The organism is Elusimicrobiota bacterium, assembly GCA_041660925.1.
Classification (GTDB): Bacteria; Elusimicrobiota; Elusimicrobia; order UBA1565; family UBA1565; genus JBAZUV01.
Map to the genome: position 1 here is coordinate 31537 of JBAZVI010000014.1, position 13141 is coordinate 44677.

The 13141-nt window shown below is 68.7% G+C and carries 16 protein-coding genes; all 16 read left to right on the forward strand.

From position 1 onward, the window contains the following. Nucleotides 1–52 precede the first annotated feature (52 nt). Nucleotides 53–409, forward strand: a complete 357-nt coding sequence (locus WC969_14940; protein MFA6031150.1) for a hypothetical protein — start codon at nucleotides 53–55, stop codon at nucleotides 407–409. Then, nucleotides 406–642 carry a hypothetical protein gene (locus WC969_14945; protein MFA6031151.1) on the forward strand — a complete coding sequence of 79 codons (237 nt, stop codon included), beginning with the start codon at nucleotides 406–408 and terminating at the stop codon, nucleotides 640–642. The genes WC969_14940 and WC969_14945 overlap by 4 nt, the downstream gene beginning before the upstream one ends. Then, nucleotides 639–872 (forward strand): hypothetical protein, encoded by a 234-nt coding sequence (locus WC969_14950; protein MFA6031152.1) that lies wholly within the window; start codon nucleotides 639–641, stop codon nucleotides 870–872. The genes WC969_14945 and WC969_14950 overlap by 4 nt, the downstream gene beginning before the upstream one ends. Beyond that, complete coding sequence (locus tag WC969_14955) at nucleotides 863–1153, forward strand: hypothetical protein (protein ID MFA6031153.1); 291 nt, start codon at nucleotides 863–865, stop codon at nucleotides 1151–1153. The genes WC969_14950 and WC969_14955 overlap by 10 nt, the downstream gene beginning before the upstream one ends. After that, nucleotides 1150–1401: a hypothetical protein gene (locus WC969_14960; GenBank protein ID MFA6031154.1), complete on the forward strand. Its 252-nt coding sequence runs from the start codon at nucleotides 1150–1152 to the stop codon at nucleotides 1399–1401. The genes WC969_14955 and WC969_14960 overlap by 4 nt, the downstream gene beginning before the upstream one ends. After that, nucleotides 1398–1694 (forward strand): helix-turn-helix domain-containing protein, encoded by a 297-nt coding sequence (locus tag WC969_14965; protein ID MFA6031155.1) that lies wholly within the window; start codon nucleotides 1398–1400, stop codon nucleotides 1692–1694. The genes WC969_14960 and WC969_14965 overlap by 4 nt, the downstream gene beginning before the upstream one ends. After that, the gene (locus tag WC969_14970) at nucleotides 1694–2812 is read left to right on the forward strand and encodes a site-specific integrase (GenBank protein ID MFA6031156.1); all 1119 of its coding nucleotides are present in this window, start codon (nucleotides 1694–1696) and stop codon (nucleotides 2810–2812) included. Before WC969_14965 ends, WC969_14970 begins: the two co-directional genes overlap by 1 nt. Nucleotides 2813–2976: 164 nt before the next feature. After that, nucleotides 2977–4716, forward strand: a complete 1740-nt coding sequence (locus tag WC969_14975) for a DEAD/DEAH box helicase (GenBank protein MFA6031157.1) — start codon at nucleotides 2977–2979, stop codon at nucleotides 4714–4716. Continuing rightward, the gene (locus WC969_14980; GenBank protein MFA6031158.1) at nucleotides 4713–5129 is read left to right on the forward strand and encodes a DnaB-like helicase N-terminal domain-containing protein; all 417 of its coding nucleotides are present in this window, start codon (nucleotides 4713–4715) and stop codon (nucleotides 5127–5129) included. The genes WC969_14975 and WC969_14980 overlap by 4 nt, the downstream gene beginning before the upstream one ends. Then, the gene (locus tag WC969_14985) at nucleotides 5129–6373 is read left to right on the forward strand and encodes an ATPase domain-containing protein (protein MFA6031159.1); all 1245 of its coding nucleotides are present in this window, start codon (nucleotides 5129–5131) and stop codon (nucleotides 6371–6373) included. Before WC969_14980 ends, WC969_14985 begins: the two co-directional genes overlap by 1 nt. Nucleotides 6374–6574: 201 nt before the next feature. Then, nucleotides 6575–6817 carry a hypothetical protein gene (locus WC969_14990; GenBank protein ID MFA6031160.1) on the forward strand — a complete coding sequence of 81 codons (243 nt, stop codon included), beginning with the start codon at nucleotides 6575–6577 and terminating at the stop codon, nucleotides 6815–6817. Nucleotides 6818–6891: 74 nt separating this feature from the next. Continuing rightward, nucleotides 6892–7224: a hypothetical protein gene (locus WC969_14995; protein MFA6031161.1), complete on the forward strand. Its 333-nt coding sequence runs from the start codon at nucleotides 6892–6894 to the stop codon at nucleotides 7222–7224. Continuing rightward, the gene (locus WC969_15000) at nucleotides 7221–8603 is read left to right on the forward strand and encodes a hypothetical protein (GenBank protein ID MFA6031162.1); all 1383 of its coding nucleotides are present in this window, start codon (nucleotides 7221–7223) and stop codon (nucleotides 8601–8603) included. Before WC969_14995 ends, WC969_15000 begins: the two co-directional genes overlap by 4 nt. Beyond that, the gene (locus WC969_15005) at nucleotides 8603–10339 is read left to right on the forward strand and encodes a DUF935 family protein (protein MFA6031163.1); all 1737 of its coding nucleotides are present in this window, start codon (nucleotides 8603–8605) and stop codon (nucleotides 10337–10339) included. Before WC969_15000 ends, WC969_15005 begins: the two co-directional genes overlap by 1 nt. A 1-nt stretch (nucleotide 10340) precedes the next feature. After that, nucleotides 10341–12032 carry a phage minor head protein gene (locus WC969_15010; protein MFA6031164.1) on the forward strand — a complete coding sequence of 564 codons (1692 nt, stop codon included), beginning with the start codon at nucleotides 10341–10343 and terminating at the stop codon, nucleotides 12030–12032. Nucleotides 12033–12065: 33 nt separating this feature from the next. Then, nucleotides 12066–13141, forward strand: a 1076-nt coding sequence (locus tag WC969_15015; GenBank protein MFA6031165.1) for a phage protease, incomplete at its 3' end; no start/stop codon positions are given.

The following is a 13141-nucleotide window of genomic DNA, read 5'->3' on the forward strand; positions in this document are numbered from 1 at the left end:
CGTCCACGCCGGGACGTGGGACCTGAGCACTCGGCGATTCGAGGGCGGCGGGATGCGCTACGTCCACTTCGAGCGCTTCTTCCGCGAGGCGCTCCGGGGGGTGCAGCTCGTGGCCTTCGAGGAGGTGCAGATGCACGCGGGGACGGCGGCGGCCCATGTCTACGGAGGGATCACCGCACACCTGATGCGGATCTGCCAGGAGGCAGGCATCCCGTACTACGCAATCCCCTGGGCGCACGTGAAGCGCACGGCCACGGGGAAGGGCAACTCCGGCAAGCCCGAAATGGTCGACGCGGCGAACGCACGATGGGACCTCTCGTTGACCGTGAAGAAGGGCGCCGACGAGGCCGACGCCCGCTGGATCGCGGTCACGGCGGCCGAGCAGTACGCGGCGAGGTCGGCGGCATGAAGCTCTCCGCCTGCCGGTCCTGCGGTGCACCGATTCTCTGGGCCGAGACGGCGAGCGGGAAGAAGTGCCCGTTCGATGCGAAGCCGACGCCGGCCGGTGAGTGGGCACTCGACGACACGACGCACCCGCCGCTCGCCGCAAAGATCGTGCGGGCCGAGGGCTCGTCGGAGTCCGGCTTCACCTGCCACTTTGCGACGTGTCCGAACGCGGCTGAGCACCGGAGGAAGAGGTGAGCGACCCCGAGCTCAACCCCGACATCTGTGGTCTCTGCGGCGAGCCCGGCGCCGACAAGATGGCTCTGTGGACGGGCGGCGGCGTCTACTGGCCCGGCGAGGTCAGGTCCGAGACGGAGCTGGTCCACGCTGAGTGCGAGCGCGAGGAGACCCGCCGCGCGCATGCAGCACTGACGCAGGAGCAGCGGGACGCCGTACTCCGGAGCGTGACCGGAGGACGATGGCCGTGACGACTATCTGGAAGTTCCCCGTCAAGATCGAGGACAGGTTCGTCGTGGAGATGCCGCGCGGAGCCAAGGTGCTCTCGGTCGCGGCGCAGAGAGGCGAGCCCTTCATGTGGGCCTTCGTGGACCCCGCCCTACCGAGAGCGCGGCGTGTCTTCAGGTGCGCCGGCACGGGCCACCCGGTTGGCGGGATCGCCGGGTCCGTCTTCGTTGGCACCTTCCAGCTCGAATCGCTCGGTCTGGTGTTTCACCTCTTCGACTTGAACATCGAGGACGCGCAACCGTGACCTGCCGCGTCTTCACTTCGGCCGACGGCGAGGTCCGCGCCATCGTCTGCTCGCGCGGTCGTGGGAAGCCGGCGCCTCGTCGCTTCTGCGTCGTCTGCCTGAAGGACGGCCGCCGGACCGAGGCGGCCCTTCTTTGCGACCACCCGAAGCCCGGCGGTGGCACCTGCGATGCCGGGCTCTGCGTCGCTCACACGAACCGCGTCCGCCCCGGGACCGACTGGTGCCCGGCGCACACGGAGGCTCCATGACCACCGAAGATGCCATCCGCTCGCTCGAAGAGTCGATTCGCGAGGCGCCGCGCTCGCGGCTCCTCGAGATCGTCGGCGACTGCGCCCGCCTCGAGGCGATGGCCCGCGCTCTGTTCGCGCAGCCCGAGGAGGACGATGGCCTGATCAACGCCCTGGAGGCGGCGCCCCTCCTGGGCATTTCAGCGGCGACCCTCTACCGCGAGGCCGACCGCTACCCGTTCACCGTTCGCGAGGGCCGGCGCCTGCGCTTCTCACGGGCCGGTCTCCGTAAGTATCTCCGGAGGGCAAGCTGATGACTCCCTACGGCGACGGGCGTGTCTTCAAGCGCGGCTCGCGTTGGTGGATTGCCTACTACGCCCCGGTGCGCGGCCGGATCCGCGAGGTGCGCGAGGCGGGGGGAAAGACCGAGCAGGAGGCCCGGCGCACCCTCGCCAAGCGCGTCCGCGAGGTCCTGGCGCACCGGGAGGGTTTCCGTCCCTACACCGGCCCCGATGCATCGCGCATGACCGTGAAGAGGATCGTCGAGGCGTACCTCGTCGGGGCCGAGTCCCGGGGCCTGCGCTCGATTCGTCCTCTTCAGAGCCACGCGAAGGTGCTGATTCTGGAGATCGGCCATGAGCGGATCACGACGATAACGACGGAGACCGTCTCGAGGTACGTCGCCGCCCGGAAGCGCGCGAAGGCTGCCGTGGCGACGATCAACCGCGAGCTCGAGCTCCTGCGCGCATCCGTCCGGCAGGCTCACGCAGACGGATGGATCGCCTGGACGCCGGCCGTCAGGTCGCTTCCTGCCCGCCAGGAGAACGTCCGCACCGGGTTCCTGACGCGGGACGAGATGGCTCGGCTGTTCGCGGCCGTCGTCGACCCCGACCTGCGCGACTTCCTCGAGTTCTTCGGTGCGACGGCGATGCGTCCGGCCGAGATCGGGTCCCTGCGCTGGACCTCGTGGGATCAGAAGGCCGGCGTCGTGCGCCTGGAGGCGTCGGGGGCGAAGATCGGGCACTCCCGAGTCCTCCCCGTCGTCGGGACCGTCAAGGCCGTCCTGGCCCGCCGCAAGGCCCGCAAGGCGTTCGGCTGCCCGTTCATCTTCCACAACGCCGGGAAGGCCGCGACGCGCAGTAACGGCGGCGTCTCCAAGGGCTGGTACGGCGAATGGTCGAGGGCACTGGAGGCGGCGAAGCTCCCGGCCTCGCTCCTGATCTACGACCTGCGGCGCTCGGCGATCCGGGTCCTGCGGGATGCCGGCGTTCCCGAGCGGACGATCATGTCGATCTCTGGGCACCGGACCCGGTCGACGTTCGACCGCTACTCGATCGTGACCTCAGCTGACATCGCGGACGCGCTCCGGATGGTCTCCGGCTACCCCGAAGACGGACAGAACACGGACGACTCGCAGGAGAAGGCGCGTTGAAAGCCGACGGAGGGTTCCTTCGACTCCCACACGCTTCCGCCATTGATGTCCCCGGGTGCGATGGTCGACCACGTGAACACAGTGACTTAGAGGGTATCGCAGGGACGGGTGAGGCGCCCGTTTCGCACCCCAACACGGACAAAAAGGCGGACAGCGGCCGGCGCGTGACCCTCACCCTCCGCGACTACCAGGGCCGCGAGGGCGCTCTCGGGGCCGTCGAGAAGGCCCTCGCCGCGGGCTGCCGCCGGCAGCTCGTTTCCCTGCCGACGGGGACGGGCAAGACCTGCGTCTTCTCGAACCTCCCTTCCATCGGCCTCCGGCGTCTCCTCGTCGTCGCGCACCGCGAGGAGCTGCTCGACCAGGCCGCCGACAAGCTGCGCCACTGGAACCCCGGTCTGACGGTCCAGGTGGACCAGGCGGACCGGTGGGCCGACGTCGGCACCCTCTCTGCCTTCGACGGGGCGCTCTTCGCCGGCACCGGCTACGCCGTCTGCGCCTCCGTGGCGACGATCGGGCGGGCGGGAAGCCGACGTCTCACGCGGTACCCGTCGGGCCTGTTCGACGCCGTCGTGATCGACGAGGCGCACCATTCCAGCGCCCAGTCCTACCAGTCCGTCATCGAGCACTTCGGCGCGGGGAAGCTCGGTGGCCCGCTCCTCCTCGGGGTAACGGCGACACCCTTCCGCGCGGACGGAGCCGACCTCTCGAAGGTGTACGAGAAGGTCGTCTATTCCCTCGAGCTGCCCGACGCGATCAACCGCGGCTACCTGGTTGACATCCGGGCTCTGGCCGTGGCGACCGGAGTGAACCTCGACGGCGTCACGGCGACCCGCGAGGACTTCAGGGTCGGCGAGCTGGCCGAGGCGGTGAACACGTCGGACCGCAACGGCCGGATCGTGAAGGCGTACCTCGACCACGCGGCGGACAGGAAGGGGATCGTCTTCGCGGCCGATGTGCAGCACTCGAAGGACCTGACCGAGGCCTTCCTCGCGGCCGGGGTCGATGCCCGGCACGTCGACGGGACGACGCCGGACGACGAGCGCGCCGCGGCCTTCGCGTGGATGCGAGAACCCGGCCCGCGTGTATTTGTCAATGTGGGGATTGCAACAGAGGGATACGATGAGCCCTCTGTTTCTGCGGTAATTCTCGCGCGACCGACCAAAAGCCGCGTTTTGTATACTCAAATGATTGGGAGGGGCACTCGCCTCTTCGCCAGGAAGGTCGACCTCCTCGTGATCGACCTGGTGGACGTCTCCTCGAAGCACACCCTCGCGAACGCGGCCGCGCTCTTCGGGCTGCCGACCGGACTCGATCTCGCCGGCAAGTCCGCGACGAAGGCCCGTGCCAGGGTGAAGGAGCTCGTCCAGGAGGGGCTTCCCTTCGAAGAGCTCTCGAAGGCGAAGACGCTGGCCGACCTCGAGACGATCGCGAACGAGTACCGGAAGATCTCCCTCTTCTGGCAGCCGAAGACCGCCCCCGAGGTTGCCGGCCTCTCCGCCCTCTCCTGGGTCTCCGTCGGCGAGGGGGCGATCTGCCTCCGGGTCGGCGAGCTCCGCGCGTGGGTCACGACCGACATGCTCGGGCACGCTCACCTGGTCATTCGGCGGCGGCCGGCCCACGTGCCCGGCGAGCTCGTCCGGCCTGAGACGCTCGATGTCACTTCCGACTTCTCGACCCTGGCTGAGGCGGTCCGCTTCGTCGATCTCCGGCTGACGTCCGAGACCCCGCGCGCGTTCACGGACCCTAAGGCCCGGTGGAGGAGGGATCCGGCCTCGGAGAAACAGGTCGCCCTCCTGAAGAAGTTCCGGGTCCCGTTCCGCGAGCCCCTAACGAAGGGCGAGGCCGGGATCCTGCTCGACAAGGTGTTCGCGCGGCGTGGGGCCGCGGGGGGGGCAGGCCGATGAGCATCGCGTACGACTGGAGCCAGGCGCCCGGCGACCCCCAGACGTCCGACCGGGCGGAGTGTGCCCTTCTTGGGGTGCTCCTCCTGGTCGGCGCCGAGGGCCTGAAGGCCTGCGAGCGGCTTCGTGCGGACGACTTCGCAACGCCGGCGAGGGCGGCAGTCCTGACCACGATGCGGAAGCTCGCCTTCGTCGGAACCACGATCGACGTGATCACCGTCGTCGACGAGCTCGAGAAGAAGCTGGTCATGCATCCGTGGCTGCCCGGCGGGACCGCCGTCCCGTGGTGGAAGGCCATCTCCGACCTCCTTGGCCCGGCGACGGTCGGGGCGGCCGACGATGGGTCGATCCGGGCCTACGCTCGAATCGTCGCGGGCGCAGCCGCCCTTCGCAGGAACGCCATGTGGGTGGCGTGATGACGGACGGCTTACGCCTCCTTGGCCCCGATGACGACGTCCTGAAGACCCTTCGCCAGAGCGAGGCGGGGTTGCTCGAGAAGCTGGCCGCGTGCCGCGGCGAGATCTCCAGGTGGACGGGCGAGGGCGACCGGTCGACTTGGGAGCACCCCGCCGACGTCCTGCGGCGCCAGAAGGACGTCTCGACGCGCTACTCGACGGGTGTCCAGACGGTCGATCATCTGACGAAAGGCGGGCTCCCACGGGGACGCATCGCCGTCATGGTCGGTCGACCAGGCGCGGGGAAGACTGGCCTCGCGATCCAGATCGCCGCGAGCGTAGCGCAGCGGCATCCCGAGGTAGCCGTCGGTCTCTACCTCGCGGACGAAGGGCTCGAGGCGGGCGTCATACGGATGGCCCAGCACCTCGGGTTCGATCGCGAGTACCTCGAGTCGGCAGATCCGACCGTCATCCAGAACGCCGCGGCCGCACTGGAGGGCTACCGCGGGCGGATCCACTGCATGGACCCGGACGCCGAGGACGCCTCCCTAGAGGCCTTCCTGGACGGCATGGCGACCCGGGCAGACGGCCGCCCGCAGCTCTGGGTCATCGACTCCGCCCAGGTCGTCAGGCTCGCCGCGGCGGCCTCCAAGAAGCTCGACCGCCGCCTCACGGTCGACGCGGTCTGCCGGATGGTGAAGGCCGCGGCGCGCCGTCGCGGCGCGGTGGCCCTCCTGCTCTCCCAGAGCAACCGCGGGGCCTACCGGGCGAAGAAGGAGGACGACCAGGCGGACCCGCTCTCGAGTGGGGCTGAGACGGCCCAACTCGAGCACATGGCCGACCTCTTCCTCTTCCTCGCGCCCGACGGTGACGACCGCGTGAAGGTCCAAGTGCCGAAGAACCGAATCGGTCGCGGTGCCCGCCTCGAGCCGTTCTATATGGCGTTGAACCGGGATAAGGCCACGTACACCGAGCTCGACGCGGGCGCCCTCGCTGCTTCGGCTGAGGCGGACGAGACGATTCTTAGGGACAAGAGGGTTCGCGCCTGGGTCGAGAAGCTCGCGAAGGCGCTCCGGAAGGGCGGACCAATGTCGGGGGCAGAGGTCAGGTCGGCGGCCTGTTTAAGTGGGTCGGAGTTCAAGGCAGCGAAGGAAGCGATGGAGGCCGCAGGGACGATCCGCGCCGAGAAGCGCGAGGGTCGCGGGGGAGGAATCGAGTGGCACTTGATGACGGCGAAGAAGGAGGCGGAGCGTGAGGAAAAGTAGAGTGAGAACGAACCCCGGAGAACCCCGGAGTGAACCCCGGAGAGTCCTCCGGCCTTGCAAACGGTTGGAAGGTAGGAGCCCATACCCCGGAGTAAGGGGGTATGGGGGACTCCCTCCTACCTTTGCTCTGAGCGAGGCTCCGGGAAACGCGATCTGGCCGAAGGTGGGAGAAGTCGCCTCCGGGGTTCGGATGGCCGCCTGATGGCATGGCCCCTCTGCCCCCACTGCGGCGAAAGGGACCTGACGGACGGGAAGCGGGCCGAGCAGGTGACGCCGGCCGAGACGTTCGTCTACCGGTCCTGGCCTTGCCGTCGCTGCGAAAAGATCCTCTGGACGATCGAGATCGTCTTCTGCGACGACGCCCCGACGATTTACCTCGAGCGGAAGTTCGGCGATGACTTTGCGGCGCCGGCGCCTCAGACCGTCTCGACGGAGCCCCGGTGACGCCTCAGGGTGGGGGCGTGGAAGGCGCTCAAAAGCAGCGAAAGCCCCCGCGGCCAGGTCCCAACGGGCGAGGGATGCTGACCGACTTCCCTCCCGGCGTTTCCGGCAACCCGGGCGGCTTCCCGAAGGGCTTTCTTCCGCTCTCGAAGGCCTATGCGATCGTCTCGAAGCTCGAGCTTTCCGAGATCGAGGAGGTGGCCAGCGGTAAGAAGCCCAAGGGCTGGGGGAAGCGGCCGCTGCTCATTGCGTACGTCACCGCGGCCAGGATGTGGCTCGGAGCGACGAGTGTTTCTGCCGCGGCCGAGATCGCCGACAGGACCGAGGGGAAGGTAAAGGGGACGCTAGAGCTCCAGGTCTCCTCCCTCGCCGGCCTCGTCGCGGCCTTGGCGAAGGGGCCATCGAGGTGAGCGATGCCGAGCTTGCCGTCGCCCGTCTTCGCGCGGATCCGTTTCTATTCTTCCGCGAGGTCCTCGGGCTCGGTCTGATCACGCCCGACCAGACGCGCGTCGTCGAGAGCGTCCGCGACAATCGCAGGACCGCGGCGCCAGCCGGGCACGGGGTTGGGAAGACCCTCATCGCGGCGGCCCTCGCTCTCCAGTTCCTCCTTACCCGGTTCGGCTCGAAGGTCATCACGACGGCCCCGACATGGTTCCAGGTGGAGATGCTTCTCTGGCGGGAGATCAACCGCCTTCACGGCGGTGCTCGCATCTCGCTCGGGGGGAACCTGTCCTCAACTCGGCTCGACCTCGGGCCTGAGTGGTTCGCCGTCGGGCTCTCGACCGACGAGCCGACGAGGTTTCAGGGCGTTCACGCCCCCGCCGTCATGGTGATCTTCGACGAGGCTACGGGCGTCGATCCCGGCATCTGGGATGCTGCCGAGGGGATCGCCGTCAGCCCAGGTGACAGGTTTCTTGCGCTCGGCAACCCGACAGACCCGAGCGCGAGGTTCAAGACCGTCTGTGACTCGGGCGACTGGAACGTCGTCGAGATCTCGTCGGAAAACCACCCTAACGTCCTTGAGCGCCGCAGCGTCATCCCGGGCGCCGCGACGTATGAATGGGTCCAGGAGCGCCTGAAGAAGTACGGCGGCCGCGACTCGGACGAGTACCGGTTCCGCGTCCTGGGGAAGTGGCCTAAGGCCGGCTCGAACGTCCTCATCTCGACGGCCCTCGTCGAGGAGGCGGCTGCTCGATGGGTCGAACCCTCCGGCCGTCCAGACGCGGCCGGCTGCGACGTCGCTCGCTACGGGTCCGACGAAACGGTGATCGTACCGATCCACGAGGGCGGGCACCCGGCCCTGCCCGAGTTCCGGCAGGGACAGAACACGATGGAGACCGCCGGGCAGCTCAAGAACCTAAACGCGCGCCGGACGCACGTCGACGACACGGGTGTCGGTGGCGGCGTCACAGATCGCCTCGCCGAGCAGGAGTTCCCAGTGCAAGGGGAGAACTTCGGCGAGAACGCGCGTGACGAAGAGCGGTACGTGAACCGTCGGACGGAGCTCTGGTGTGGTACTCGTGATGCGCTCCGCACCGGGCTCGTGTCGGTCCCTCCCGACCCGGTTCTCGTCGCCGACCTCACGAGCGTCCGGTACTCGTTCGACTCGAAGGGCCGTTTCAGGCTCGAGAGCAAGGACGAGATCAAAAAGCGCCTGAAGCGGAGTCCGGACCGTGGCGACGCCTACGTCCTTGGCGTGGCGGCCTACATCGACCAGAACCATCGCCTCGACCTCGACATCCCCCCCTCCACCGAATGGGCCGAGTACGGCCAAGGAGCAACGTTCTGATGGGCCTCCGCGACTTCCTCGGTATGGCGCCCAAGCGCGCCTCCTCCTCCGCCCCCACTGACGGCTGGCTCAGTCTGGGCCCGTTCGACCGCGACCCCGTCGGCCTCGGCCAGGTGTTCACGAAGGCCACGATCAACCAGTACATTTCCTCGGCGTCCACGGGCGACACGCGCGAGCTCTCCTACCTGAAGGCGGAGATGGCGACCGACGCGCATCTGTCGTCCGAGATCGCGAAGGCCGTGGGGATGCTTCTGGCCGCGCCCTTCGACCTCACGCCGTGGCCGCTGTCGGTGAACACCTGGTCGGGGAGGAAAACGCTCGCGGCAAAGCGTGCTCTCGAGATCACCTCGTTCTGCCGCGACCAGCTTATGGACCCCGACCTCCAGATCGACCGCGCCATCGAGCACGCTTTCCTCGGCCTCCTCGAGGGCGCCAGCGGGTGCCAGGTGGTCTGGAAGCGCACGACCGGCGGCCGCTTCGGCCTCAAGTCGCTCACCCCGGCCCCGACCGACCGTCTCCGGTGGGCCTACGACCGCCACGCCCTTCTCGTGCAGCCCGGCGAGGACTCGTCCGAGCTCATCCCGGTCGAGGAGCTCGGCCCCCGCATCGCTACCCTCGTCGTGTCGTCCCACGTGACCCGGCGCGATCGCTGCGGGCTGCTCCGGCGGTGCCTCGCCCCGTGGCTGACCGCACGGAACGGCCTCGAGTGGTGGGCGCGCGACATCGAGATTTTTGCGAGCCCGTTCCGCTGGGCGAAGTACAAGCGCGGCGACAAGAAGGCGGCCGCCGAGCTGCGCGAGGCCTTGAAGGGGATGGGAAACCTCGGCTACGCGGCCTTCCCGGACGACGTCGACCTCCAGTTCCTGAAGGGCTTCGAAGTGGCCGGGAAGGGACAAGGCGACCTCGTCGGGCACTGCGAGCGCTCCGAGTCCAAGGTCATCCTCGGCTCGACGCAGACCTCCGATATCCAGGTCGGTGCGGGGTCCAAGGCAAGCACCGGCGTCCACCTCGACGTCGTCGAGACGCGCGTCGAGGGCTACGGCCGCACCATCTGCGAGGACTTCTTCCGACGTCAGGTTCTGAAACCTCTCGTCGCCGCCTCGTTCGGCGCCGAGGCAGCGGCGCTGCACACGCCGGTCCCTGCGATCGAGATCCGGCGCAACGCCGACCTCCTGACGTTCTTCCAGGCGATGGAGACCGCCGTCGCCAAGACGGGCGTGAAGACGATCCCCGTGGCCTTCATACACTCCCGGACGGGCATCCCGCAGCCCGAGGACGGCGAGCCGTGCCTCGAGCCGCCGGCGGCCTCGGTCGCACCTCCTGCAGCGCCAGGGGGCAAGCCTACCGGGCCCAAGGGGAGCGACCCCGGGGCGGATCCGGAGGACGACGCAGGGACCGAGGATCCCGAGGACCCGGCCAAGGCAGAGGCGCACGCTGCCCGCCGTGCCGCCGCCGCACCCCTCGAGGCGGCCCAGCTCGCCCAGCTCGAGGCGTGGGCCGTCGAGGGCGTGGAGAGCGCCGGCAAGGCCCTCCTCGCGCCCTACGTGGCACTCATCGCCGAGGTGAAGCGGGACGGCGGGGACCTCGGGCACCTGGGCAACCGGATCCGCATCCAAGCGCAGATGCAGAACGAAGGGCAGGCCGAGACCGCCGACATCGTCTCGCGCGTCATCGCGCACGCCCTCCTCACGGGGTGGGCCCACGAGGTAGGGATCGAGCCGCCGAAGGCCCCGTGACATGCAGGAGCTGCTCCGGCGCGTCCTGAAGGTCTGGGAGAAGCGGCTGACGCTGACACCGGCCCAGCTGCAGGCCTTCGGAGAGGACGCCTACTCGAGGGGCTGGGGGCTCGCCGGGATCTGGGAGACGAAGTTCCTCGAGCGGATACAGGCATCCATCACGAAAGCGCAGGCGGCCGGCTCGACCTACTCCGACTGGACGCAGAACGAGGCGCAGAAGATCCTCGACGGCTTCGGGGCTGGCGTCCGGATCTACCACGGACGGGGTCCGGGTGGCGACCGCTGGGATCCGGCCTACGCCGAGCTCGTGATGCGGAACGCCACCCAGGCGAGCTTCGCCGGGGGGCGCTATTCGGCGGAGTGGGCTCCGGAGTGGCAGCAAATCGCCCCGTTCTGGCGCTACTACGCGACGCTCGACGACCGGACTCGGCCGACGCACGCCGCGCTTCACGGGAAGGTGTTCCGGAAGGACGACGCGGCGGCCCGCTCGTTCCTTCCGCCGCTCGGGCACAACTGCTTCCCGGCTGAGACGCCGATTCTCGGGTCAATCCGCCGCGGGTTCAGCTACCGCTACTCGGGTGACGTCGTGCGGATTCAGACTCGGGCTGGAAACCGGCTGACCCTGACCATCGACCACCCTGTACTGACCCCGCGCGGATGGGTCGCGGCGAAGCTCCTTCGCGAAGGCGACGACGTACTCAGCCACGTCGGCGGGGCAGAAGGCGGGCTTGACCCGCTTCGGACTGACGAAGTGGTTCGCGGCATCCTTGGCCCTCGTGAGACCCGGCTCGCGGCGCCACGTCTCAACGTACACGGTCGCCCAGCCTTCGCGGGCGAGCTTTTCGGCGCGCTTCCGGAGGCGTCCCGCGAGCGGATGGCTGACGGACGAACCAAGGACCTCTACGGTGATCCGCGAGTCGAGGAGCGCCACGTCGAGGTTGAACGAGAGCACGGGGAGCTGCTGCTCCACGCGAAAGCCGCGACGGCGGAACTCGTCCGCTACCTCCGTCTCGCCCTTGTTCACGTAGATCATTCGCTCGTAGCGAGTCTTCGCCGTGCGGATGAGCACGTCGAGTGGGCGCTCGGCGCCGCGTACGGCAGCCCACGCCTTGGAGCACTGGCGCTCGACGGCGGCGGGGTCGGTCTTCAGCTTGGCCCACTTGACCCGCTCCGCATCGCTCCGGCCACGAAGAGGCACGCCCAGCTCGCGGAACTGGCGAGCGAGGGTGTCTCGCGCGCACCCGGATTCGTCTGCGAGCTTCTTCATCGACTCGCCGGCCTGGTATCGAGCGGCGATGGCGGGAAGCCCGGAGACCATCCTGCGGGCAGAGGGGCACTCGCGGAAGACACGCTTACGTCGGTTCGATACGGCTCCTTCAACGGGGACGTCTTTGACTTTGAGACGGCTCATGGGTGGATGGTAGCGGGTAGCATCGCCATTAGCAACTGCCGATGCCAAGCGCAAGAGCTGACCCTCGCCGAGATTGAAGATGCCGGGTTCAACATCACCCCCGGAGCACAGGTCCCGTTCCTCCCGACGGCGGACGGCGGCACGATCGGACGCCCCCCAGGAGGCTGGGACGTGGACCGCGTCCTGTCGTCGATGTCGCGAACCCTGCGTGACGCCACGCTCGCGCGGGAGACCCCCGTAACCCACCCCAACTCTGCGGCGCCGGCGCCGCAGACCATCTAGCGCGCCCCCTCCCCCTCCCTTGACTCTGGCGGCGTGAAGGCCGCCACCCCGCCCGTCCCGTCCCCCACGAACTGGATGACGGGAGCCGCTCAACGCCTCGACGCGGCAATCCACCTCGCCGAATCCTCCGACGGCCTCGCCCGGTTCCCATGGTTCCCCCTCGGGCGGCCGGAGATGGATGACGAGGACTGGCGACAGTTCGAGGTCACGCCCGAGAACGTCCGCCGGATGGTCGACGATGGGAACGCCGAGATTGCGCAGGGCGAGGAGATCTGGATCAACTACGGACACGATCACTCGGGGCCTCGCGCCGGCGACGTCGTCCGTTTCGAGGTCGGCCCGGACGGTGGCGTACACGCCGCGGTCCGCTGGAACGACAACGCGAAGTCGGCCATCCGGCAGAAGCCCCCCGAGTGGAAGTACTTCTCTCCTGAGTACCACGCCGTCGAGGTCCAGGACGAGCAGGGGAACAGGGTGCTCGTGAATGGGCGCGTCCTCCACCGGCCGTTCCACCTCTGCGGCGGCGGCCTCGTCAACAACCCCGCCATGAAGAAGCTCGCCGTCGCGGCGAGTGCATCCCCGCATCAACCCTCGCCCGCAGAGGCGAGCCGAAAGGAGGAGCCTATGAAGCTCCCGCTGACCATGAAGGCCCTCGGGCTCGCTGACGGTGCGAGTCAAGAGGACGTCGATTCCGCCGTCATGAAGGTCATCCAGGAGCGCGACACGGTGAAGGAAAAGCTCACCGCGGCCGCTTCGGACGTGAAGGCCATCGTCAAGGCCGAGGTGGTCGCCGAGCGCGAGGCCATGAAGGCCGAGGTTCGGACCGAGATGGCCGTCGAGCACGCGAAGAAGGCCCGCGAGACCCGCGTCGCCGACCTCGTCAAGCGCGCCGACGACGAGGGCAAGGTCAACGAGGACAACAAGGCCCAGGTCCAGGAGATGGCGGCCGCGGCCCCCGACTCCTTCGAGAAGCTGGTCCTCCCTGGGCTCCCCGTCGTCGCCGCCGTCAAGGCCTGGTTCAAGGCTGGTCGCACCGAGCCGGGCGTCGACCCCGATGGCCCCGAGTCCTCGACCGACCTCGACCGCAAGGCGCGGGAGTACCAGAAGGC

Coding starts and splice junctions, on each gene's coding strand:
- WC969_14940 (MFA6031150.1), top strand. CDS start 53: ATGCGCTACGTCCACTTCGAGCGCTTCTTCCGCGAGGCGCTCCGGGGG.
- WC969_14945 (MFA6031151.1), top strand. CDS start 406: ATGAAGCTCTCCGCCTGCCGGTCCTGCGGTGCACCGATTCTCTGGGCC.
- WC969_14955 (MFA6031153.1), top strand. CDS start 863: ATGGCCGTGACGACTATCTGGAAGTTCCCCGTCAAGATCGAGGACAGG.
- WC969_14965 (MFA6031155.1), top strand. CDS start 1,398: ATGACCACCGAAGATGCCATCCGCTCGCTCGAAGAGTCGATTCGCGAG.
- WC969_14970 (MFA6031156.1), top strand. CDS start 1,694: ATGACTCCCTACGGCGACGGGCGTGTCTTCAAGCGCGGCTCGCGTTGG.
- WC969_14980 (MFA6031158.1), top strand. CDS start 4,713: ATGAGCATCGCGTACGACTGGAGCCAGGCGCCCGGCGACCCCCAGACG.
- WC969_14985 (MFA6031159.1), top strand. CDS start 5,129: ATGACGGACGGCTTACGCCTCCTTGGCCCCGATGACGACGTCCTGAAG.
- WC969_14990 (MFA6031160.1), top strand. CDS start 6,575: ATGGCATGGCCCCTCTGCCCCCACTGCGGCGAAAGGGACCTGACGGAC.
- WC969_14995 (MFA6031161.1), top strand. CDS start 6,892: ATGCTGACCGACTTCCCTCCCGGCGTTTCCGGCAACCCGGGCGGCTTC.
- WC969_15005 (MFA6031163.1), top strand. CDS start 8,603: ATGGGCCTCCGCGACTTCCTCGGTATGGCGCCCAAGCGCGCCTCCTCC.
- WC969_15010 (MFA6031164.1), top strand. CDS start 10,341: ATGCAGGAGCTGCTCCGGCGCGTCCTGAAGGTCTGGGAGAAGCGGCTG.